This is a genomic window from Variovorax sp. Sphag1AA (assembly GCF_014192575.1).
In the GTDB taxonomy this organism is placed as follows: domain Bacteria; phylum Pseudomonadota; class Gammaproteobacteria; order Burkholderiales; family Burkholderiaceae_C; genus Variovorax.
The window spans coordinates 306,742-327,910 of record NZ_JACHYC010000008.1; the positions used below are offsets into that span (position 1 = coordinate 306,742).

Sequence of the window (21,169 nt, forward strand, 5' to 3'; positions counted from 1 at the left end):
GCATTCAACACTTCAAGGAAACGACATGAACCTGCGTCTGGCATTGATTGCCGACGAACTCCGGGAGGCCGAGCGATCCGGCCAACCCATCGCGCCGGTGCGCGACCGGATCGGGCAGTTTGCCGAAAGCGGCGACCTGCTGTCCGCGGCCTACGCAATCCAACAGACGAACACGCAACGCCGTCTCGACGCGGGCGGTCGGCTGGTGGGGCGAAAGATCGGCCTGACTTCGCTCGCAGTGCAGCGTCAGCTCGGCGTGGACTCGCCCGACTTCGGCGCGCTCTTTGCCGACATGGCGGTTGGCGACGGCGAGGAGATTGCGTGGTCGCGCCTGATGCAACCCAAGGTGGAAGCAGAGATCGCCCTCGTCCTCGAACGCGACCTGGCGCACGAGAAGCACACGGTCGCCGACGTGATCTCGGCAACTGCGTATGCGCTGCCGGCGATCGAGGTCGTCGGCAGCCGCATCGCGAACTGGGACATCCGCCTGGCCGACACGGTGGCGGACAACGCATCGTCCGGCCTGTTCGTGCTCGGCACCCGACCGGTGCGTCTCTCGCGTCTGGATCTGGCTGGTTGCGGCATGGCGATGGAACGGCGTGGCGATCAGGTGTCGGTGGGCGCCGGCGCAGCTTGCCTCGGCAATCCGCTGAACGCCGCGGTGTGGCTGGCCGACACCCTGGCGCGCCTCGGCACGCCGCTCAAGGCCGGCGATGTGTTGATGACCGGCGCGCTCGGGCCGATGGTTGTTGCGCAACCCAATGACGTGTTCAGCGCCTCGATCGAAGGACTCGGTTCCGTCAGCGCAGTGTTCGGCGAAGCGGGAGAAGCACGATGAGCGGCGCGCGAAAGGTGTCGGCCGCCATCATCGGCAGCGGCAACATCGGCACCGACCTGATGATCAAGGCGCTGCGCCACGCAAGCCATCTTTCGATGGACGCGATGGTGGGCATCGATCCGCAATCGGACGGCCTCGCACGTGCGCAGCGGCTGGGACTGGCGGTGACGTCGGACGGCATCGAAGGCCTCCTCGGGCTGCCCTGCTTCGACGACATCGGCATCGTGTTCGATGCGACGAGCGCAGGCGCGCATGTGGCCCACGACGCGCTGCTCCGGCAGCACGGCAAGCAGGTGATCGATCTCACCCCCGCGGCGCTCGGGCCGTACGTGGTTCCGGTCGTGAACCTCGATGCGCATCTGGACGCACCCAACGTGAACATGGTGACCTGCGGCGGCCAGGCGACGATTCCGATCGTCCGTGCGGTCTCGCGGATCGCGCCGGTGCATTACGCTGAGATCGTCGCCTCCATCGCGAGCAAGTCGGCAGGACCGGGCACGCGCGCCAACATCGACGAGTTCACCGAGACGACCTCGAAGGCGATCGTCGAAGTCGGCGGTGCCGCGCGCGGCAAGGCGATCATCGTGCTGAACCCCGCCGAACCGCCGCTGGTCATGCGCGACACCGTGTATTGCCTCGCGGACCTGGGCGCCGACCCGGAAGCCATCGAGGCCTCGGTCGTGCAGATGGTCAAGGAGGTCTCGGCCTACGTGCCGGGCTACCGGCTCAAGCAGCGCACGCAATTCGAGCGCATCGACCAGGGCCTGAAGGTGTCGGTGTTTCTCGAAGTCGAGGGCGCGGCCCACTACCTGCCTGCCTATGCGGGCAATCTCGACATCATGACGAGCGCTGCTCTCGCCACTGGCGAGCGGATGGCCGAGCGCCGTCTGGGTGCGCAGAGGAGGAGCGCATGAAGCGCACGAAGAAGATCTACGTCTCTGACGTGACCCTGCGCGACGGCATGCACGCCGTGCGCCACCAGTACTCGCTCGCGGACGCGGCACGCATCGCCAAGGCACTGGACGAGGCGGGCGTCGACAGCATCGAGGTCGCGCACGGCGACGGATTGAGCGGTTCGAGCTTCAACTACGGCTTCGGTGCGCACAGCGACCTGGAGTGGATCGCGGCCGTGGCCGGCACAGTGCAGCGTGCGAAGGTCGCGACGCTGCTGTTGCCCGGCATCGGCACGCTGCACGACTTGCGCGCAGCCTATGACGCCGGCGCCCGCGTGGTGCGTGTGGCCACCCACTGCACGGAGGCCGACATCTCGCGCCAGCACATCGAGCACGCGCGCAAGCTCGGCATGGACACCGTGGGCTTCCTGATGATGAGCCACATGAACACGCCGCAGGGCCTGGCAGAGCAGGCGCGGCTGATGGAGAGCTACGGTGCCCAGTGCGTCTACGTGGTCGACTCCGGCGGCGCGATGAACATGTACGACGTGGCGGATCGCTTCAAGGCATTGAAGGATGTTCTGAAGCCCGAGACGCAGACCGGCATCCACGCGCACCACAACCTGAGCCTGGGCGTGGCCAACAGCATGGTGGCGCTCGAACATGGTTGCGATCGCGTGGATGCGAGCCTGACCGGCATGGGCGCCGGCGCCGGCAATGCGCCGCTGGAGGTGTTCATCGCGGCGGTGGACAGGATGGGCCTCGATCACGGTTGCGACGTCCGCAAGCTGATCGACGCGGCCGAGGACATCGTGCGACCGCTGCAGGTGCGGCCGGTGCGCGTCGACCGCGAGACGCTGGCACTCGGCTACGCGGGCGTGTATTCGAGCTTCCTGCTGCACAGCGAAGCCGCGGCGAAGCGTTACGGCCTGTCGGCCTTCGACATCCTGGTGGAGCTGGGCAGGCGCCGGATGGTGGGCGGACAGGAAGACATGATCGTCGACGTCGCGCTGGACCTTCTGGCGAAAGCCGGCAAGGAGGCCGCATGAGCCTCATTGACGACGCAGCCGCGCTGCTCGACAGCGCCGCCTTCGGTCGCGAGGCGATCGAGCAGTTTCCCGCGGAGCACTTCACGCTGGCGCAGGCCTACGACATCCAGCGCGCCTCCATCGCGCATCGCATCTCGCGGGGTGAGGTGCTGAAGGGCATCAAGCTCGGCTTCACGAGCCGCGCCAAGATGGTCCAGATGGGCATCGACAGCCTGATCTGGGGGCTGCTCACCGACGGGATGATCGAAGAGGACGGTGGTGTGGTCGACCTCGGCCGCTACATCCATCCGCGTGTCGAACCCGAAGTGTGCTTCCTTACGCGCAGGGCGATCGATGGGCCACTGACTTCGCTCGAAGCGGCGGACTTCATCGAGGCGGTGGCGCCGGCGATGGAGATCATCGATTCGCGCTATCGCAACTTCAGGTTCAGCCTCGAGGACGTGGTGGCGGACAACTGTTCGTCGGCAGGACTGGTGGTGGGCAGCTGGTCGCGCAGTTTCGAAGCGCTGGGCAATGCCGGCGTCCGCCTGCAGTTCGACGGCCGCGATGTGCAGGTGGGCTCCACCCGCGCGATCCTCGGCCAACCGATGCGCTCGATCGTCCAGGCATCTCGCCTGCTGCATGGCGCCGGGATGAGCCTGCCCGCCGGGTCGCTCATCATGGCCGGCGCGGCGACCGCTGCCGAAGCCCTGCAGAGTGGCGTGCATGTCGAATGCCGCATCGGCACCGGCAGCGCATCGCTCGGCAGCGTGGCCTTCGTCGCTTCAGGGGGAGCGGCATGAGCGTTGTCGCAGGCAAGGCCCGGCCGCGCGGGCGGTTTCCGCACGTCAAGCGCGCGGGCGATTTCCTGTTCGTCTCGGGCACGAGTTCGCGGCGGCCGGACAACAGCTTCGTCGGCGTGCAAGTCGACGAGATGGGCGTGACCCAACTCGACATTCGCGCCCAGACACGCGCGGTGATCGAGAACATCCGCGACATCCTGGCCAGCGAAGGCGCCGGTCTTTCCGACCTCGTGGAGACGCAAGTCTTCCTGGTCAACATGAACGACTTCGGTGGCTACAACGAAGCGTGGGCCGAGTACTTCGACTACGACGGGCCAACGCGCACCACCGTGGCAGTCCATCAACTGCCCCATCCCCACCTGCTGATCGAGATCAAGGCCGTGGCCTATCGGCCCTTGGCCGCGAGCAGCTGACATCACCCGAGGAAGCACCATGTACAAGTACGGACCCCCGCTCAACTTCCAACGCTGGCTGGGCGACAACGCCCATCGGCTGAAGCCGCCTGTCGGCAACCAGCAGATCTGGCAGGACAGCGACTTCATGGTCACCGTGGTCGGTGGCCCCAACGGACGCAGCGATTTCCACGACGACCCGGTGGAAGAATTCTTCTACCAGTTCAAGGGCAACGCCCACCTCCTGATGTGGGCGGACGGACGCTACGACCGCGTGGACCTCAAGGAAGGCGACATCTTCCTGATGCCACCTCACACGCTGCACTCGCCCCAGCGGCCGGAAGCCGGAAGCCTCTGCCTGGTCATCGAGCGCCGGCGGCCGAAGGGCGAAGTCGATGCGTTCCAGTGGAGCTGCGCGAACTGCGGCCATGTGATCCAGCGCCACGAGGTGCTGCTGGAGAGCATCGTCAACGACCTGCCACCGCTCTACGAGCGCTTCTATGCGAGCAGTGACGAGGCAAGGCGCTGCAGCCACTGCGGCGAGATCCACCCCGGCCGCGACTACCAGGCCTGGCATCGACGCTACGACGCGGCAAGGAGCGCCGCATGATCGACATCCACTCGCACTTCTTCCCGACGATCAGCCGGGAAGAGGCGCGTGGCGTGCAGGCTGAACGGGCGCCATGGCTGCAGATCGGCGCCGAAAGTCGATCGGGCCAGATCATGGTGGGTGAGCGGCCTTTCCGGCCTGTGCACGACGCACTCTGGGACCCGGACACGCGCGTTCGCGAACTCGACGCAGCGGGCATCGAGCTGCAGATCATCTGCGCCACGCCGGTGATGTTCGGCTACGCGTGGGACGCGCACGCCGCGGCCGAGTGGTCCTCGCGCATGAACGAGAAGGCACTGCAGTTCTGCGCCGCGCATCCGACCCGGCTCAAGGCGATGGCGCAGGTGCCCATGCAGGACATCCGACTTGCGTGCGCGGAGACCGAGCGCGCCATGAAGGCCGGGTGCGTCGGCGTGCAGATCGGCAACCACATCGGCGAGAAGGATCTCGACCATCCGGACATGGTCGACTTCCTGTGCTTCTGCGCCGAGCGGGGAGTGCCTGTCTTCGTTCACCCGTGGGACATGATGGGCAGCGAGGGTCGCATGCGCAAATGGATGCTGCCCTGGCTGGTGGCCATGCCTGCCGAAACGCAGCTGGGCATGCTCTCGCTGATTCTCTCGGGCGCGCTCGAGCGCATTCCCCAGTCGCTGAAGATCTGCTTCGCGCATGGCGGCGGAAGCTTCGCCTACACGCTGGGCCGTGTCGACAACGCATGGAAGCACCGCGACATCGTTCGCCAGGACTGCCCCGAGCTTCCTTCCTCCTATGCGCGGCGTCTCCACACCGACAGCGCCGTGTTCGATGCCGGCGCACTGCGCCTGCTGACCGACGTGCTGGGCCATGACCGCGTGATGCTGGGCACGGACGCGCCCTTTCCTCTTGGCGAGCAGGAGCCCGGCGGGCTGGTGCGCTCATGCGGTTTCCTCGACGGCACGGCCCGCGAGCAGATCTTCCGGTCCAACGCCAAGTCGTTCTTCAACCTCTGAAGAACAAGCACTCCATCAACAACGACGAGGGAACTACCTACCCATGAAAAAGCTGACCATCGCCCTGGCTGTTGCGGCGGCCGCCGGTGCCGCCACGGCGCAATCCTCCGTGACCATCTTCGGTGTCGCGGACGTGGCCGTGAGCCACTACTCAAGCGGGCCTCGCAGCCAGACCGCATTGTCGAGTTCAGGCAACAGCAACAGCCGCCTCGGGTTTCGCGGCACGGAGGATCTGGGGGGCGGCATGAGCGCATCCTTCTGGCTCGAAGCGCCGCTTTCGCTCGACGATGGCAACGGCAGCAGCGGCTTCTCGTTCTCCCGGCGTTCGACGGTCAGCCTTGCAGATCGCTGGGGCGAGATTCGCCTCGGCCGCGACTACACGCCCACCTATTTCAACGACTGGTTCGATCCGTTCGGCGCCGTCGGCGTGGGCACGCACGTCGTGTCGCTGCAGCGCATGAGCAGCACTGCTGCGGGCCGCGCGCCCTTCACCGCCACCCGCGCGGCAAACAACCCGACCTACTTCCGCACGAACAACAGCATTGCCTACTTCCTCCCGCCCAATCTCGGCGGGGTGTATGGGCAAGTGCAGTACGCACTCGATGAACAGTCGGACCCGGGAAACCGCCAGGGTCGCTACTACGGCGGCCGCGTCGGCTATCGCAACGGGCCGGTCAACGTCGCGCTGGCCGCCGGGAAGGTGAATGGCGCCAATCCGGCGACCGCCTCGGTGCCCGATGTCACGAGCGTGAACCTCGGCGGCTCCTACGACCTCGGGCCTGTGATGGTGATGGGCGAGTACTCGCACGAGACCTACGACACCGCGACCACGGAGAACACGAGCAAGGGCTACACGCTGGGCGTGTCGATCCCGGTCGGGGTCGGCGAGATCAAGGCGGCGTATTCGAGTGTGCGGGTCGACTGGCCCGGCCGCCCGGAGGCCAGCAACATCGCGCTGGGCTACGTGCACAACCTGTCGAAGCGCACGGCGCTCTACGCCACTGTCGCGCGCATCCGCAACAAGAACGGCGCCAAGCTGTCCGTCTCCAGTACCGTGCCGGGTGCGGTCAACGAGGACTCCACGGGCTACGACCTCGGCATTCGCCACGCGTTCTGATCGCGTCCACCGCGGGGTGAAACCTATACTGCCGCCGCATGAACATCACCCTGCGGCAGCTCCGCGCATTCGTCGAGGTCGTGCGGTCGGGCGGCTTTACCGCGGCGGCCCGCAAGCTGCACCTGACCCAATCGGCGACGAGCCTCCTGATCCGCGAGCTCGAAACGCAACTGGGCCTGCAACTCGTGGACCGCACCACGCGGCAGATCGCGGTCACCGAGGCCGGCAGCGAACTGCTGCGCAGTGCGGAGCGCATCCTCGGCGACGTCGAACAGGTCGTGACCAATGCGCAGGATCTGGTGTCGCGCCGGCGCGGCCGGGTCACCATCGCGGCCACGCCGTTCCTGTCGGCGACCTACCTGCCGCGCGTGATCGCCAGCTTCCAGGAGCGCTACCCCGGCGTCACGGTGCACCTGGCCGATCTGCCGACGGACCAGATCGTGCGAATGGTCCAGTCGGGCGACGCTGACTTCGGCCTCGGCGTCTTTCCCCAGCTGGATGCAGACTTGCAGCGTGTTCCGATGCTGAAGCACCGCATGGGCGTCATGGTGCCCGCCACCTGGCCGCTCGCGCGACGGCGAAAGGACGTCACATGGGCCGATCTCCAGCAGCTGCCCATGATCGCGATGTCACACCACAGCGGCTATCGCGCACTGGTCGATCCCTATCTGCATGAGACGGGCGTCGCCATCACCCCGCGCTTCGAGGTCGGGCACATCGGAACCGCCGTGGGCCTGGCCGAAGCAGGACTGGGCGTGACGGTGGTGCCGGCCTATGTGGGGCAGTTGATGCGATCGAGCCGAGTGCGCTTTCGGGTGTTGCACAAGCCCGTGGTCTACCGACAGATCGAACTGGCGATTCGCGCTGCGCGTTCGCTGTCCCCTGGTGCGACGGCATTTCGTGAGTGCCTTGAAGAGCACTGCAAGCGATTGGTTTGACGAAGGGGTTCCGAAGCCCACGGGCTCATTGGGCGACGCTAAATCCTCAAACCTGTGCCAAAACGCACTGCGCATCGCGATGCGCCTTTCTAAGCTCGCTGTTTTTCCAATACGACTCAGGAATATCGACAGTGAAGAAGCTTTCTCTTGCCAGCGCCAACGGCCCCGTTGGCATCCTCGCGCCAGACACCTCCGCCCGACTCGAAGATGCCGGCAAGTTGCTGCTCCGCGTCGCCGTGGCATTTCTGGTGCTGCTTCACGGGATCGACAAGTTGTCCACCGGCCCCGGCTTCGTCGTGACGATGCTGGAACGCGCCGGCCTGCCGGGCGCGCTTGGCTATCTCGTCTACATCGGTGAAGTGATCGCTCCGGTGATGATGATCATCGGTCTCGGTACGCGCGCAGCCGCAGCCGTTGTGTCTTTCAACATGCTGGTGGCCTTCGCCCTCGTGCATATGGGCAGCCTGTTCTCCCTTACGAAGCAAGGCGGCTGGGCGCTCGAACTGCAGGGTCTCTATCTGTTCGGCGCACTGGCCGTGATGTTGCTGGGCGCCGGGAGCCTGAGTGCCGGAGGCAAGACAGGCCGCTTCAACTGAGCCCGCGACACTAGCCCGCGACACTAGCCCGCGCCCTCCCGCGCAGGCGCCGCTTGCGCGGTGAGGCGCGCCATGTCCGCGATCACCAGCGCGTTCAGCTCCTTGATGAGGATGCCGCTGCGTACCAGCGCGTTGAGTTCGCGCGTGACCTGTTCGCGCGTCGTGCTGATCTGGCTGGCCAGCGCGGCATGCCGCGGCGCCGGCGCGAGCCTCGCGACGTTGTCCGTCACGCCTGCCAGCCGGGCCAGCCGGACCAATTCGAGGTGCAGGCGACCCTGCACGCCCAGCGTGCTCACATCGACCACGCGCTCCGTCAGTTGGCGCACCAGCAAGGCGAGCCGCTTCATCATGCGTTCCGCGAGCTGAGGCTCCGCGCGCAAGAGCTTCAGGAAAGTGTTGCGGTCGAGGCTCGCGACCACGCTTGCTTCGAGCGTCATGACGTCCGCGGAACGGGGCAGCCCGTCGATCGCGGCAAGGTCGCCGATCACAGCGCCTGCAACGCAATCGCGGAAGGTCACCTGGCGGCCCTGCACCGAATAGGTCGTCACGCGCACCGAGCCCGAGACCAGGAAGTACACCTCCTGGCGGTCATCGTCGCGTGCCATGAGGAGCTGTTGCGCATCGATGGTCTTCCAGACACATTGCCTGGCCACCGCATCGAGACGCTCCTCGGGCAGGTCCTGGAGCAGGGATATGCGGCGCAGCGCGAGGGTGGAGCGATCGGTATCGGTCATGAACATGCGGGAAGGGTCAGGCTTATGCTCGAACCCCTTCTGAGCGTATTCATGGACGGCCGTTCCCGCTTTCTGTCGACATTTCCTTCCAGGCGCGATCTGCGATGGACGAGCGGGCTCGTCCTGATGGCCTATGCCGCCCTGCACCTCACCAACCACGCGCTGGGGCTGGTGTCGCTCGGAACCGCCGAGACGGTACTGGGCGGATTTCGCGCGTTCTGGCACAGCGCGCCGGGAACGGTCCTGCTGTACGGGGCCGCCATCACGCACATCACCCTGGCAGCCATCGCACTGTGGGAACGCCGCAGCTTGCGCATGCCGTTCATCGAAGCGCTGCGGCTGGTGCTGGGTTTCTCGCTGCCGCTTCTTCTTGCCAGCCATCTGACGGCGATGCGATGGGCCTATGAAGTCTTCGGGATCGATGGCTCCTATGCACGTGTCGTGGGCGGCCTCTGGACTCCCGCGGGTGCGAGCTTCCAGCTGTCCATGCTGGTTGCCGTGTGGCTGCATGGCTGCCTTGGCCTGCACCTCGCATTGCGCGCGCGGGCGGGCTATCGCCGCACCTTCTACCTGTGGTTTGCGCTGGCGGTGCTGTTGCCGGTCCTGGCTGCTCTCGGCTTCCTTTCGATGGGGCGTGAACTGCAATGGATCGGGCTGCGACCGGAGTCGGCGCGATCGCTCTCGCTCGCCCAGTCGACGGCCATCGATGCCGCGCGAGAGCGCTTTGCATGGATCTATGGCGCGGCGCTGCTGGCGCTGCTTGCGGCCCGTCAGCTTTACCATGCGTTCGTCGCCCGAGGCGCCGGCCGAACCTGGGTCACTCTCCGCTACCCGGATCGCGAGATACGGGTACCGCGGGGCTGGACCGTGCTCGAAGCGAGCCGCGCGCACGGCATCGCACACATGTCGAGCTGCGGCGGGCGAGCACGCTGCTCGACCTGCCGCATCCGCGTGAGCGGGCCCGCGGAACACATCGGCGACGCCGGACGGGAAGAGCTGCACACGCTCGCCCGTGTGAATGCTCCTGCCGATGTCCGCCTTGCCTGCCAGCTGCGTCCGCAGGGCGACCTGACCGTCACGCCCCTGTTCGCCGCTCCGTCGGGAATTCGTCGCGGGATTCCGGCGTCGCACTCGCGTTCGGAACGCGACGTTGCCATCCTCTTCGTCGACCTGCGGCGGTGGTCCGGGCTTTCCGAGCGGCAGTGGCCCGCCGACCTCACCTACGTCCTCGACCACTACTTCGCGATCGTCGGCGAGGCGGTTCGCGAGAGTGGCGGCTTGCCGAACCAGTTCATCGGCGACAGCGTCATGGCCATCTTCGGCCTCGATGTCGACCTGCAGACAGCCTGTCGCCAGGCCCTCAGCGCGACCGAGTTGATCAGCCGACGGCTGGACGAATGGCGCATCGGCTTCGAGAGCCAGTTCGGCAATCGGCTGGACTTCGGCATGGGCCTGCATGCCGGGCGTGCTGCCGTCGGCGAGGTCGGCTACATGGATACGACGACCTTCACCGCCGTCGGCGAAGTGGTGAACACCGCGAGCCGGCTGCAGGACTATTCGAAGCATGCCGCCGCACGGCTGGTCGTATCGCTCTTTGCCGCGGAACAGGCCGGCGCGGCGCAGGCGCTGGGCGTGGCCGAGGTCATCAGCGTCAGGGGCCGGTCGGAGCCATTGGAGGTGCTCTGCGTACCAGTCATCGGTTCATATGACGCGACGAGAACGCAACTCGCCTAGTCTTGCGGGGAAGCTGAATCCCCGGAACCTATGACCTTGCTCACCGTCCCCACCTCCTTGCCAGCAGACTCGATGATCGCGTGGCTCTACATCCTGACCAACGCCGCGCGCGTCGTCACCTATGTGCCCCAATTGATGGCGGTCTGGCGCAGCACGGACGGCGCACGCGACATTTCCCTGCTGACCTGGGGATCATGGGTCGTGGCCAACGCCACCGCCGTGGCCTACGGTTCCATCGTCATCCACGACTTGTTCTTCACGTCCATCGCCATGCTCAATCTCGTGTGCTGTGCGGCGGTGACCGTGGTGGGCGCGCAGCGCCGGAGAGCGCTCGCGCTTCGCGCATCAACCGCACCCGCCCGTCCCCGCATTCCACTGTTCGGCGAGATAGTCCACAAATGAGGCGATGCGCGCGGTCAGCGCTGTATTGCGGTAGTACACCGCGTTGATCGGCTGCCGGACATCCAGCGTGCGGGCTGCGAACAGCGGCACGAGTTTCCCTTCGGCCCGATCGCGATGCGTCATGTAGTCCGCGAGGCAAGCGATGCCCACGCCTTCGAGCGCCAGCTTCCGCAGCGTCTCGCCGCTGGATGCGGCAACGTCAGGCTTGATGTGCAAGGGCAGCTTGTCCTTGTCCGCCAGCGGCCATTCATTGAGAGATGCGGGCTGCGTGAAGCCCAGCAGGCAATGCCGGCGCAGGTCTGCAACGGTGCGTGGCCGCCCCACCCGTTCGAGGTAGTCCGGTGAAGCCAGCACGCGCAGGCGGCTGCTGCCGATGGGCCGCGCGTGCAGGGTCGAATCCTTGAGGCGCCCGATGCGGATCGCGACGTCGGTGCGATGTTCCAGCAGGTCGATGAGGCCGTCGTTGCTGTTGAGTTCCAGCACCACTTCCGGATAGCGCGCCCGGTAGCCGGCCACCAGCGGCACCACCGCATGCAGCATGAAGGGTGAGGCCGCATCGACCCGCAGGCGCCCTGCAGGCCGCTCGCGGCGCATCGCCATGTCTTCCTCTGCTGCATCCACGCTGGCCAGAATCTGGCGCGCCCGTGCGAGAAAGGCCTCGCCCTCGTCGGTCAGCTCCAGGCGCCTCGTGGTGCGGCGCAGGAGGGTGGCCTGCAGCTTTTCTTCCAGCCGCGCGAGAGTGCGGCTGACGGCCGAGACGGTCATGCCAAGCTGCTCGGCGGCCCGCGAGAGGGCGCCGGTGTCCACTACCGACACCAGCGCCTGAAGTTCATCGAGGGTGGTCTTCATTGTTGATTTCAGATCAAATGTGTTTGCTTTATAGGTGACTTTTTCTCAATGGCGAAAACCGCGAGACTCGCTGCTTTACCGGAGTTCCCATGAGCATTCCCTCTTTCGGCCTCGGCACCTTCCGCCTGAAAGGCCAGACCGTCATCGATTCCGTGCGCAATGCGCTGGATGTCGGCTACCGCGCGATCGACACCGCCCAGATCTATGGCAACGAGGCCGACATCGGCCAGGCGATTGCCGAATCCGGCGTGCCGCGCTCGTCGCTGTTCCTCACCACCAAGATCTGGATCGACAACCTCTCACCGGCCAAGTTGATTCCGAGCCTGCGCGAAAGCCTCGCGAAGCTGCGCACCGACCATGTGGACCTGACCCTGATCCACTGGCCCTCGCCCGGCGGCGCGGTGCCGCTGGCCGAGACGCTGCAGGCCCTGTCTGAAGCAAAGGCCCAGGGCCTGACCCGGCAGATCGGCGTGTCGAACTTCACCATCCCGCTGCTGCGCGAAGCGATCGCGCTGGCCGGGCGCGAGCAGATTGCTACCAACCAGGTCGAGATCAGCCCCTACCTGCAGAACCGCAAGCTCGCCGCCTTCGCGCGCGAACAAGGTGTTCACCTCACCTCGTACATGACGCTCGCCTACGGCAAGGCGGTGCAAGACCCGGTGCTGAAGACCATCGCCGAACGCCACAAGGCCACGCCTGCGCAGGTCGCCCTGGCCTGGGCACTGCAACAGGGCTATTCGGTCATCCCTTCCTCGACGCGGCGCGAGAACCTGCAGAGCAACCTGAAGGCTGCGGAACTCCGTCTCAGCGACGAAGACATGGCCGCCATCGCCGCGCTGGATCGAAACGAGCGCCTCGCGAGCCCCGAAGGCATCGCGCCGCAGTGGGACTGATCGCGCACTGACGCACCCCCATGGACCTCAAGCGCCTGCAACTGCTGGTGGACATCGTCGAGGCGGGCAGCCTGAGCAAGGTCTGCGCGTCGCGCGGCATTGCCCAGTCCGCGCTGAGCAAGCACATCGCGGCACTGGAAGACGAGTTCGGCGCCAAGCTCTTCTACCGCACCGGGCGCGGCGTGGTGCTGACCGAGTTCGGCCAGTCGATCATGCCGAGGGTGCGCGCGCTGCTCAGCGAGTTCGAGCAACTGAAGAGCGACATCCGCGACCGCTCCGATGTGCCCAGCGGGCCTGTGCGGCTCGCGGTGCAGGCGTCGATCACGCACACGCTGGTGGGTCCGCTCTTCCAGCGCGTGCGGGCCGACTTCCCGAAGATCGACCTGCGGCTGATGGAAGGCTTCGCAGGCAACATCGAGGACGCGCTCGCCACCGGCCGCGCCGACGTCGGCGTGTTCTCGCGCTACGGGGACAACATCCACAAGACCGACGAGCCGCTGGTCACCAACGAGCTGTACCTCGTCGGCCGCGCAGGTGATCCGCAAGTGTCGAAACCGGAATGCCGCTTCGCCGATGCATCGCGCCTGCCCCTCGTGCTGCCGGGCGCGCCCGACGGCTTGTACATGATGCTGCTGGATGCAGCCCGCAAGGCGGACGTATCGCTGAACACCGAGATCGAGGTCGATTCGCTCACTGCGATGCGCGAGATCGTGGCGAGCGGCGCCGCCTACAGCTTTCTGACGCGGCAGGCGGTGGAGGTCGACATGAAGCTCGGCCGCATCGCCATCAGCCGCATCGTCGACCCCGAGCTGACCCGCACGCTGGTGCTCGCGACCAGTGCACAGCGGCCGCTGACGCAGGCCAGCCGCACGGTCATCGACCTCATACGGAAGCTGACGCGCGCCGGTTGAGCAGGTCGAGCGCCACGTCGACGATCATGTCCTCCTGGCCGCCCACCATCCGCCGCTTGCCGAGCTCGACGAGGATGTCGACCGCGGGAATGCCGTACTTGGCCGCGGCCACTTCCGAGTGCCTCAGGAAGCTCGAATACACACCCGCATAGCCCAGCGCCAGCGTTTCGCGATCGACCCGCACCGGGCGGTCCTGCAAGGGCCGCACGATGTCCTCGGCCGCATTCATCAGCGCGAACAGGTCGCAACCGTGGTTCCAGCCGAGCCGGTCCGCGGCGGCGATGAACACCTCCAGCGGCGCGTTGCCGGCGCCCGCGCCCATGCCGGCGAGGCTGGCATCGACACGGTCGCAACCCTCTTCCACCGCCACGATCGAGTTCGCCACGCCCAGCGAGAGGTTGTGGTGCGCGTGGATGCCGATCTGCGTCTCTGCACGAAGCGTGTCGCGGAAAGCGCGGATGCGATGGCGCACGTCTTCCATGCCAAGTGCCCCACCGGAGTCGACCACGTAGCAGCAGGTCGCACCGTAGCTCTCCATGAGCCGCGCCTGCTCGGCCAGCTTCTGAGGCGTGGTCATGTGGCTCATCATCAGGAAGCCCACCGCCTCCATGCCGAGCTGGCGCGCGGTCTCGATGTGCTGCCGGCTGACATCGGCCTCGGTGCAATGCGTGGCGACGCGCACGATGCGCGCACCTGCCGCATGCGCTTCCTTCAGGTCGTGCACCGTGCCGATGCCCGGAAGCAGCAGCGTGGTGATCTTCGCGTGCTTCACCGACTCGGCGGCAGCTTCGATCCACGCCACGTCGGTGTGCGCGCCGAATCCGTAGTTGAAGCTCGATCCACGCAGGCCGTCGCCATGCGCGACCTCGATCGAGTCCACGCCGGCCGCGTCCAGCGCCTTCGCGATGGTGCGGACCTGTTCGATGCTGTACTGGTGACGGATCGCATGGCTGCCGTCGCGCAGCGTCACGTCCGAAACATAGATCTTCTTGCCGTTCACGTTCGTCTCCTTCAGAGGGCGGGCTCGGCCGCCTGGGACATTCCCGAGTTGATTCGTTCGGCGATGCGCTCGGCGGTCGAGAGCGCGGCACTGGTCATGATGTCCAGGTTACCCGCGTACGACGGCAAGTAGTGGGCTGCGCCCTCCACTTCCAGCAGCACCGTGGTCTTCAGGCCATCGACAAGGCCAATGCCCGGGATGTTCAGGCCCTGCACGCGATCGAACTGCACGTCCTGCTTCAGCCGATAGCCGGGCACGTAGCGCTGCACGGCGTCGACCATCTTCTTCACCGATTCGGCGATCAGCGACTCGCTGGCGATCTCGCTCAGCGTGTAGACGGTGTCGCGCATCATCAACGGCGGCTCCGCCGGATTGAGCACGATGATCGCCTTGCCGCTTTCCGCACCGCCCACCGTTTGAATGGCTCTGGAGGTGGTTTCGGTGAACTCGTCGATGTTGGCCCGCGTGCCCGGGCCCGCCGAGCGGCTCGAAATGCTCGCGACGATTTCCGCATAGCGCACCTTCGCCACGCGCGAGACAGCGGCGACGATCGGGATCGTTGCCTGCCCGCCGCAGGTCACCATGTTGACGTTGAGCTCGTCCAGGCATTCGTCCCCGTTGACGACCGGCACGCAGTACGGGCCGATGGCCGCGGGCGTCAGGTCGACCATGCGCAGATCGGCCTTGCGTTCGCGCAGGTAGCGGTCATTGAAGACGTGCGCCGATGCACTGGTGGCATCGAACACGAGCTCGATGTCGCCGAACGCAGCCAGCCGCGCGAGGCCCTCGACGCCCTCATGCGTCGTCGCGACACCGAGGCGCTGCGCTCTTGCAAGGCCTTCAGAGGCCGCGTCGATCCCGACCATCGCGGCAAGCTCCACATGCTTGCCGTGCCGCAGGATCTTGATCATGAGATCGGTGCCGATATTGCCGCTGCCGATGATCGCGGCCTTGGTCTTCTTGCTGGACATTGGGGTGTTCCTCATTCAAGCCGCAGCGAACGCCGTCTTCACGGCGCCCAGTCCGGCAATGGTGGTGTCGATGACGTCGCCGGGCGAGACCGCGACCATCGGGCCGAGCGCACCGGTCATGATCACGTCGCCGGCCTGCAGCGGACGACCGACCTCGGCCATCTTGCGGGCGAGCCACAGCGCCGCATTGAGCGGGTGCCCGAGGCACGCTGCTCCTACGCCGAGCGAGACGACCTCGCCCTTGCGCTCCATGAGCATCCCGCAGGTGCGCAGGTCCACTTCCGAGAGCTTCTTCGGCGAAGTGCCCAATGCATAGAGGCCCGACGAAGCGTTGTCCGCGATGGTGTCGAGCAGACGGATGTCCCAGTCGCGGATGCGGCTGCCGACGATCTCGACCGCCGGCAGCACATAGGCCACGGCAGACATCAGTTGCGACAGCGTGATCTGCTCGCCCTTCAAGTCGCGTTCGAGCACCACTGCCACTTCGGCTTCGACCTTCGGCTGCGGCACGCGGCCGACGGCGATGGCCTCGTCCGGCGCAAGCTCCATGTCGGCAAACAGCATGCCGAAGTCCGGCGCATCGACGCCGAGTTGCTGCTGCACCGACTTCGAGGTGAGGCCGATCTTGCGGCCGGTGAGACGGCGGCCGGATTCGAGATGGAAGGCGGTGTTGAGATCCTGCACTGCATAGGCGCCGTCCACACCCATCGCAGCCAACTCGTCGCGCAGCGGTGAAATCGGCCGGCCTTCCTGCGCCGCAGTTCGCAGCGCGGCAGCCATGCGTTCGATCGTCGATGTGTTCATGCGAGCCTCACAGCGCCGGTGTCAGATGGAGGGGATTCGAGAACACCGGAGTCCACGGCTTCATGACGACCTTGCGGAACAGCGATGCCTTGGCGAACGGATCGTTGGCGGCCAGCTTCGTGGCCTCGTCCTCGTTGGGAACGTCGTAGACGAACAGCGCACCGCTGCCGTCCGCGAACGGGCCGGCCAGCACCAGCCGCCCCTGCTGCAGCAGATCCTGCAGATAGGCCCGGTGCGCGGGCCGCGTTGCCGCGATCCGCTCGGGCTCGCGGTTGTATTCGACGAAGGCTGTGAATTTCATGGGAGCGTTACCTGTTGAGAAAACCGATGGAGATCCACGGCACCGCCGCCACCAGCACCGTGCCGATGAACAGCGAAGCCATGTAGAGCCAGATGTGCCGCACGCCTTCGCTCGGGCTGGTGCGGCTGATCGCGCAGGCTGCGTAGTAGCCCACGCCGAAAGGCGGCGCGAAGAGGCCGATGCCCATCGCCAGCACGACCACCATCGCGTAGTGAACGTCGTGGATGCCGAGCTGGCGCGCGATCGGGAACAGCAGCGGCCCGAAGAGCACGATGGCGGGTATGCCTTCGAGCACACTGCCCAGAAGGACGAAGGCCAGGATCGAGACCGCCATGAAGCCGATCGCGCCTCCCGGCAGCGCTGCCATCGCGGCCGCGAGGTCGCTCGAGAAGCCGGACTGCGTCAGCGCCCAGGCCATGCCGGTCGCCGTGCCGATGATGAGCAGGATCGCGCCGGACAGCGCCGCCGTTTCGATCAATGCCGGCCACACGCGGCGGAGGTCGAACTTGCGATACACAAGCAGGCCTGCCAAAACCGCGTAGACGATGCCGATGGTCGAGACCTCGGTCGCGGTCGCGACGCCCTCCACCACAGCGGCGCGGATCACGAAAGGCAGTGCGAGTGCCGGCAGCGCGACGACGAAGCTCTTGCCCACGGTGCGCCACTGCACCCGTGCCACGGTCGGCCCGCCAGCCTTTCGGGCGCGCCACCACACCACGAGACCGAGCATGGCCGCGAGCACCACGCCCGGAAGCAATCCACCAGTGAACAGATCCGCGATCGAGATCCCCATCACCGAGCCGATCGTGATGAGCACCAGGCTCGGCGGGATGGTCTCGGTCTGCGCACCGGTCGCGGACAGAAGCGCGACCATCTCGCCGTCCTTCGCGCCGCGCTCCTTCATCTCGGGGAAGAGCACCGGCGCCACCGCAGCCATGTCGGCCGCCTTGGAACCCGAGATGCCCGACACGAGGTACATCGCGCCGATCAGCACGTACGAGAGGCCGCCGCGCACATGCCCCAGCAGGTTGGCGAGAAACTGCACCATCGCCCGCGCCATCGACGTCATCTCGATCAGCACGCCGAGGAACACGAAGAGCGGCACTGAAAGAAGGATCAGGTGCGACATGCCTTCATCCATGCGACCGACGATCACCATGGTCGGCGTCGACGTGGTCAGCGCGAGATACCCGAAGGTGGCAAGGCCGAACGAGAACGCGATCGGCACGCCGGCAAACACCAGCAACCCGACGATCACCACGAAGAACACCAGCAGGTTTGCATTGCCGAGCCCCTGCAGCATGGGCTGCAGCGCTACCAGCCCGCCCACGATCGCGCCGCAGACGAGCACCGCGGCCAGCGCCATGCGGCGGCTGGACGTGGCGAGCAGCCGCACCACGCTCATCAGCAGGATCAACCCGATGCCGACCGGCAGCGCCGCCGCGCGCCAGGCGTTGGAGATATCGAGTGCGGGCATGGTGACCATGGCTTCTTCGCTCGCGAACTCGAACGCCGGATGCGCCACCAGGGCAAGCCAGGTCATCGCAGCGACAGTCGCGACGAGTTCGAGGAAGTTGCGCGTGGCCGGCTGCGCCTTGTCCACCAGGGCAGTCATCCGCATGTGGCTGCCACGCCTGAACGCGACCGCGGCACCGAACATGATGAGCCAGATGAAGAGGAGCGATGCCAGTTCGTCGGCCCACACCAGCGGGCTGTGCAGCAGGTAGCGGCTGACGACGCCGCTGAAGAGCACGACGATTTCCGCGAGCACGAGCAGGGCCGCCGGCACTTCGCACAGCATGCCCAGCGCCTTGTCGGCCAGTTGAAGAACCCCCGCGGGCGCGCCCGCTTCAGGCGTATCGACGAGCCGCCGATGAATCTCGACCGCATGCGTAGACATGGCCGCGCTCCTTCACTGCGGCTGCGGCAGGCCGAGGACGTTGGCCTGGATTTCCGGATCGACGAAGCGCTCCAGCCGCTCCGGGTGCACGACCACCGTGACTTCGCACGAGCCGGTGCCGACCGTGAGCCCCAGCAGATGACCGCCCGCGCCGTTGAAGGTACCGTCGGTCACCGTGCCGTGCGCATGGATCGAGGGCTTGCCCTCCTTCCACGCGATCGAGCCCGTCATGTTCGCCATCTCGACATTGCGGAAGGTCTTGGGGTCGAACTGCTTGCGGGCGAAGTCGTAGAAGCCGAAGGTGGCTTCCGACATGAAGCCGATGCCGGTGAAGCTGGCGCTCGGGATCTTCTCCGCCTGCGCGAGCTGCTCGAGGTTTTGCAGGACGTTGTCGCCCCGGCGAAGCACCATGAGGTAGCCGGTAGGCGTCTTCATGTACTTGCCCTTGAGGTCTTGCGCCACTGCAGCCGGCGTGACCGAAGTGATGGCCAAGGCCAAAGCGCCGAAGGTTGCGAGTCGAACGAATGCTTTCATGATGTCTCCTTAAAAGTCGTGAGTGAGTTCTGCCGCGGTCGCCGGCACGGAGCCGGAGACCGAATCGATCACTTGAGGAAATGGATGAAGAGGGCTACGCGAGTTGGCCCGCGTACTTCTCGAGCAGGGCCCAGGTTTCCGCCGGGAACTTCTTCTTCCAGTCGCTGTAGAAGCCCGCCTTGCTCAGGTAGGCGCGGAAGCCGTCGAGCTCGGGCTGGTTGAACACCATGCCGCGGCCCTTGAGCTCATCGCGCAGGCGAGTGTTCAGCGCATCGACCGCCTGGCGCTGCTTGACGGCGTAGGCATCGAAGGTCGTCGATGCGATCTGGCGCAGGTCCTCGGGCAGCGCATTCCAGGTGCGGAGGTTGCCGACGAGCCAGAAGCCGTCCCACACATGCGAGGTCAGCGAGCAGTACTTCTGCACCTCGTAGAGCCGCTGCGTCTCCAGGATGGTCAGTGGGTTCTCCTGGCCGTCGACCACACGGGTCTGCAGCGCGGTGTAGGTCTCCGCCATGTTGATGCCGGCCGGCGCGGCGCCAAAGGCCTTGAACAGCGAAGTGAGCGCGGGACTGAGCGGCACGCGGATCTTGAAGCCGCTCAGGTCCTGCGGCGACTGGATCTGCCGGCTGCTGCTGGTCACCTGGCGGAAGCCGTGGTCCCAGATCTTCGACTGGGGAATCAGGTTGACCTTCGCGAAGGCGGCACGGATGTGCGCGCCGAGATCGCCGTCCATCGCTTTCCAGACATGGTCGTAGCTCGGGAATGCGAATCCGACGCCGCTGATCGATGCCGCCGGCACCAGCGTGCCCCAGATGAGGCCCGCGGTACTCACGAAGTCGATCGCACCCGAACGCACCTGCGAGATCATGTCGGTGTCGCTGCCCAACTGGCTGTTGGGGAACACCTGGATATTGAGCCTGCCACTGGACGCGCGGCCGATCTCGGCGGCGGCCGCCGTCAGGTTCGCGGTAGTCGGATGGGTGGGCGCCAGCGCGATGCCCAGCTTGTAGTTGAAGGTCTGCCCCGCCGAGCGCGCCGGTGTACTCAGCATCAACGCCGGCGCCGCTGTCGCGGCCGCGATGGCAACACCTCGCCCGAGCACCAGGCGGCGCCCTTTATCGAATCCACTCATGATTTGTCTCCTGTCGTTGGTCTCTTGCCGGTCTCTTGTGCGTTCTTCTCTCGGACTAGACAGTCGCCGTCTTGCGGTTGCTGAGGTACTTCGAGAAGCTCCTCGCGCCGTCCCAGTCCTGGATCAGCGTCAGCCGCCGCTTGAGGAAGAGTCCGTCGGCCACGCGCTCAGCGAAAGCCTCGAAGGTCTCAGTCGGGTCGTCGATCTCGAAGACGAAGTACACCTTCGCCTCTTCGTTCGAAAGCCATGGGCCCGCCAGCAGCTTGAGGTCGCCGGGCAGGTTGTGCGGCTTCACGCCGACGCGCAGCTTGCCGAGGAAATCGACGACGCCTTGCATCGTCCGGGGCGACATGTCGCGCAGCCACACTTCGTTGAAGAACTTGGGCATTTCGGTTTCTCCTTGTCTCTGTTTGGTGTTCAGGCCGTCGTCACGCGATCGGTGTAGGCCTTCATCTGGTCCCACCCGGAAAGCAGCGTGAGCTTGCGTCGGGCGAAGAGCCCACTCACCACACGCTCGGCGTAGGCATCGAACATGGTCGACGGGTCGTCGATCTCGAAGATGAACATCACCTTCGCCTCCTCCGCCGAGAGCCACGGGCCCGCGACCATGCGCAGGTCGGGCGGAAGGTTGTCGGGCTTGGTGCCGACACTCAGATTGCCGAAGAAGGCCACCGCCTCCTCCATGACCTCGGGCTTGATGTCCCCGAGCCAGACTTCGTTGAGAAACAAAGGCATCGCTGTCTCCTGATCTGTTTTCGTGTCGCACCCTGCGACGCGATGGCGCAAGAGTAGGAAATGGC

At 66.0% G+C, this 21,169-nt stretch carries 25 protein-coding genes; 14 read left to right on the top strand and 11 right to left on the bottom strand.

All coding sequences use genetic code 11. The features are described 5' to 3' along the window. The first annotated feature begins 25 nt into the window (after window positions 1-25). From mhpD (FHW64_RS29465) to FHW64_RS29510, 10 genes are all read left to right on the top strand, one after another. A complete protein-coding gene (gene mhpD / locus FHW64_RS29465) occupies window positions 26-838 on the top strand; it encodes a 2-keto-4-pentenoate hydratase (protein WP_184531964.1) in 813 nt (270 codons plus the stop codon). Continuing rightward, a complete protein-coding gene (locus FHW64_RS29470; protein ID WP_184531966.1) occupies window positions 835-1,752 on the top strand; it encodes an acetaldehyde dehydrogenase (acetylating) in 918 nt (305 codons plus the stop codon). The genes mhpD (FHW64_RS29465) and FHW64_RS29470 overlap by 4 nt, the downstream gene beginning before the upstream one ends. Continuing rightward, the gene (gene dmpG / locus FHW64_RS29475; protein WP_184531968.1) at window positions 1,749-2,780 is read left to right on the top strand and encodes a 4-hydroxy-2-oxovalerate aldolase; all 1,032 of its coding nucleotides are present in this window, start codon (window positions 1,749-1,751) and stop codon (window positions 2,778-2,780) included. Before FHW64_RS29470 ends, dmpG (FHW64_RS29475) begins: the two co-directional genes overlap by 4 nt. After that, complete coding sequence (locus tag FHW64_RS29480; protein ID WP_184531975.1) at window positions 2,777-3,562, top strand: 2-keto-4-pentenoate hydratase; 786 nt, start codon at window positions 2,777-2,779, stop codon at window positions 3,560-3,562. Before dmpG (FHW64_RS29475) ends, FHW64_RS29480 begins: the two co-directional genes overlap by 4 nt. Continuing rightward, window positions 3,559-3,975 carry a RidA family protein gene (locus FHW64_RS29485; RefSeq protein ID WP_184531977.1) on the top strand — a complete coding sequence of 139 codons (417 nt, stop codon included), beginning with the start codon at window positions 3,559-3,561 and terminating at the stop codon, window positions 3,973-3,975. Before FHW64_RS29480 ends, FHW64_RS29485 begins: the two co-directional genes overlap by 4 nt. A 19-nt stretch (window positions 3,976-3,994) precedes the next feature. Next, window positions 3,995-4,564: a 3-hydroxyanthranilate 3,4-dioxygenase gene (locus tag FHW64_RS29490; protein WP_184531979.1), complete on the top strand. Its 570-nt coding sequence runs from the start codon at window positions 3,995-3,997 to the stop codon at window positions 4,562-4,564. Continuing rightward, window positions 4,561-5,553, top strand: a complete 993-nt coding sequence (locus FHW64_RS29495) for an amidohydrolase family protein (protein WP_184531981.1) — start codon at window positions 4,561-4,563, stop codon at window positions 5,551-5,553. The genes FHW64_RS29490 and FHW64_RS29495 overlap by 4 nt, the downstream gene beginning before the upstream one ends. A 43-nt stretch (window positions 5,554-5,596) precedes the next feature. Next, complete coding sequence (locus FHW64_RS29500; protein WP_184531983.1) at window positions 5,597-6,670, top strand: porin; 1,074 nt, start codon at window positions 5,597-5,599, stop codon at window positions 6,668-6,670. 38 nt (window positions 6,671-6,708) lie between these two features. Continuing rightward, the gene (locus FHW64_RS29505) at window positions 6,709-7,608 is read left to right on the top strand and encodes a LysR family transcriptional regulator (RefSeq protein ID WP_184531985.1); all 900 of its coding nucleotides are present in this window, start codon (window positions 6,709-6,711) and stop codon (window positions 7,606-7,608) included. Window positions 7,609-7,739: 131 nt separating this feature from the next. Beyond that, window positions 7,740-8,204 carry a DoxX family protein gene (locus tag FHW64_RS29510; protein ID WP_184531986.1) on the top strand — a complete coding sequence of 155 codons (465 nt, stop codon included), beginning with the start codon at window positions 7,740-7,742 and terminating at the stop codon, window positions 8,202-8,204. Window positions 8,205-8,227: 23 nt separating this feature from the next. On the opposite strand, the gene FHW64_RS29515 is transcribed toward FHW64_RS29510, so the two are convergent. After that, on the bottom strand, window positions 8,228-8,938 hold the full coding sequence (locus tag FHW64_RS29515) for a Crp/Fnr family transcriptional regulator (RefSeq protein ID WP_260306460.1): 711 nt from the start codon (window positions 8,936-8,938) through the stop codon (window positions 8,228-8,230). Window positions 8,939-8,989: 51 nt separating this feature from the next. Between FHW64_RS29515 and FHW64_RS29520 the strand changes: the two genes are divergently transcribed. Both FHW64_RS29520 and FHW64_RS29525 read left to right on the top strand, forming a co-directional pair. Further along, window positions 8,990-10,672, top strand: a complete 1,683-nt coding sequence (locus FHW64_RS29520) for an adenylate/guanylate cyclase domain-containing protein (protein ID WP_184531990.1) — start codon at window positions 8,990-8,992, stop codon at window positions 10,670-10,672. A gap of 30 nt (window positions 10,673-10,702) precedes the next feature. Continuing rightward, complete coding sequence (locus FHW64_RS29525) at window positions 10,703-11,074, top strand: hypothetical protein (RefSeq protein WP_184531992.1); 372 nt, start codon at window positions 10,703-10,705, stop codon at window positions 11,072-11,074. On the opposite strand, the gene FHW64_RS29530 is transcribed toward FHW64_RS29525, so the two are convergent. Further along, window positions 11,018-11,923 carry a LysR family transcriptional regulator gene (locus FHW64_RS29530; RefSeq protein WP_184531994.1) on the bottom strand — a complete coding sequence of 302 codons (906 nt, stop codon included), beginning with the start codon at window positions 11,921-11,923 and terminating at the stop codon, window positions 11,018-11,020. The genes FHW64_RS29525 and FHW64_RS29530 overlap by 57 nt on opposite strands. Before the next feature lie 89 nt (window positions 11,924-12,012). Between FHW64_RS29530 and dkgB the strand changes: the two genes are divergently transcribed. Together dkgB and FHW64_RS29540 are read left to right on the top strand one after the other, a co-directional pair. After that, window positions 12,013-12,816 (top strand): 2,5-didehydrogluconate reductase DkgB, encoded by an 804-nt coding sequence (gene dkgB / locus FHW64_RS29535; protein WP_184531996.1) that lies wholly within the window; start codon window positions 12,013-12,015, stop codon window positions 12,814-12,816. 20 nt (window positions 12,817-12,836) lie between these two features. Continuing rightward, window positions 12,837-13,727: a LysR family transcriptional regulator gene (locus FHW64_RS29540; RefSeq protein WP_184531998.1), complete on the top strand. Its 891-nt coding sequence runs from the start codon at window positions 12,837-12,839 to the stop codon at window positions 13,725-13,727. Here the strand turns inward: FHW64_RS29540 and dmpG (FHW64_RS29545) are convergent. The 9 genes from dmpG (FHW64_RS29545) to FHW64_RS29585 form a co-directional block, all read right to left on the bottom strand. After that, window positions 13,699-14,727 carry a 4-hydroxy-2-oxovalerate aldolase gene (gene dmpG / locus FHW64_RS29545; RefSeq protein ID WP_184532000.1) on the bottom strand — a complete coding sequence of 343 codons (1,029 nt, stop codon included), beginning with the start codon at window positions 14,725-14,727 and terminating at the stop codon, window positions 13,699-13,701. The two genes, FHW64_RS29540 and dmpG (FHW64_RS29545), sit on opposite strands and share 29 nt — an antisense overlap. Window positions 14,728-14,738: 11 nt before the next feature. Next, window positions 14,739-15,698 (bottom strand): acetaldehyde dehydrogenase (acetylating), encoded by a 960-nt coding sequence (locus tag FHW64_RS29550; RefSeq protein ID WP_184532002.1) that lies wholly within the window; start codon window positions 15,696-15,698, stop codon window positions 14,739-14,741. A gap of 15 nt (window positions 15,699-15,713) precedes the next feature. Next, on the bottom strand, window positions 15,714-16,502 hold the full coding sequence (gene mhpD / locus FHW64_RS29555; RefSeq protein WP_184532004.1) for a 2-keto-4-pentenoate hydratase: 789 nt from the start codon (window positions 16,500-16,502) through the stop codon (window positions 15,714-15,716). A gap of 7 nt (window positions 16,503-16,509) precedes the next feature. Beyond that, window positions 16,510-16,803, bottom strand: coding sequence for a YciI family protein (locus tag FHW64_RS29560; protein ID WP_184532006.1), 294 nt, complete (start codon window positions 16,801-16,803; stop codon window positions 16,510-16,512). 7 nt (window positions 16,804-16,810) lie between these two features. Further along, window positions 16,811-18,703 (bottom strand): TRAP transporter large permease subunit, encoded by a 1,893-nt coding sequence (locus FHW64_RS29565; RefSeq protein ID WP_184532008.1) that lies wholly within the window; start codon window positions 18,701-18,703, stop codon window positions 16,811-16,813. Window positions 18,704-18,715: 12 nt separating this feature from the next. Next, window positions 18,716-19,237 (bottom strand): PPC domain-containing DNA-binding protein, encoded by a 522-nt coding sequence (locus tag FHW64_RS29570; protein ID WP_184532010.1) that lies wholly within the window; start codon window positions 19,235-19,237, stop codon window positions 18,716-18,718. A gap of 94 nt (window positions 19,238-19,331) precedes the next feature. Beyond that, window positions 19,332-20,369 (bottom strand): TRAP transporter substrate-binding protein, encoded by a 1,038-nt coding sequence (locus tag FHW64_RS29575; RefSeq protein ID WP_184532012.1) that lies wholly within the window; start codon window positions 20,367-20,369, stop codon window positions 19,332-19,334. 55 nt (window positions 20,370-20,424) lie between these two features. Further along, window positions 20,425-20,757, bottom strand: a complete 333-nt coding sequence (locus FHW64_RS29580) for a hypothetical protein (protein ID WP_184532014.1) — start codon at window positions 20,755-20,757, stop codon at window positions 20,425-20,427. Window positions 20,758-20,786: 29 nt separating this feature from the next. After that, the gene (locus FHW64_RS29585; protein WP_184532016.1) at window positions 20,787-21,104 is read right to left on the bottom strand and encodes a hypothetical protein; all 318 of its coding nucleotides are present in this window, start codon (window positions 21,102-21,104) and stop codon (window positions 20,787-20,789) included. Window positions 21,105-21,169 lie beyond the last annotated feature (65 nt).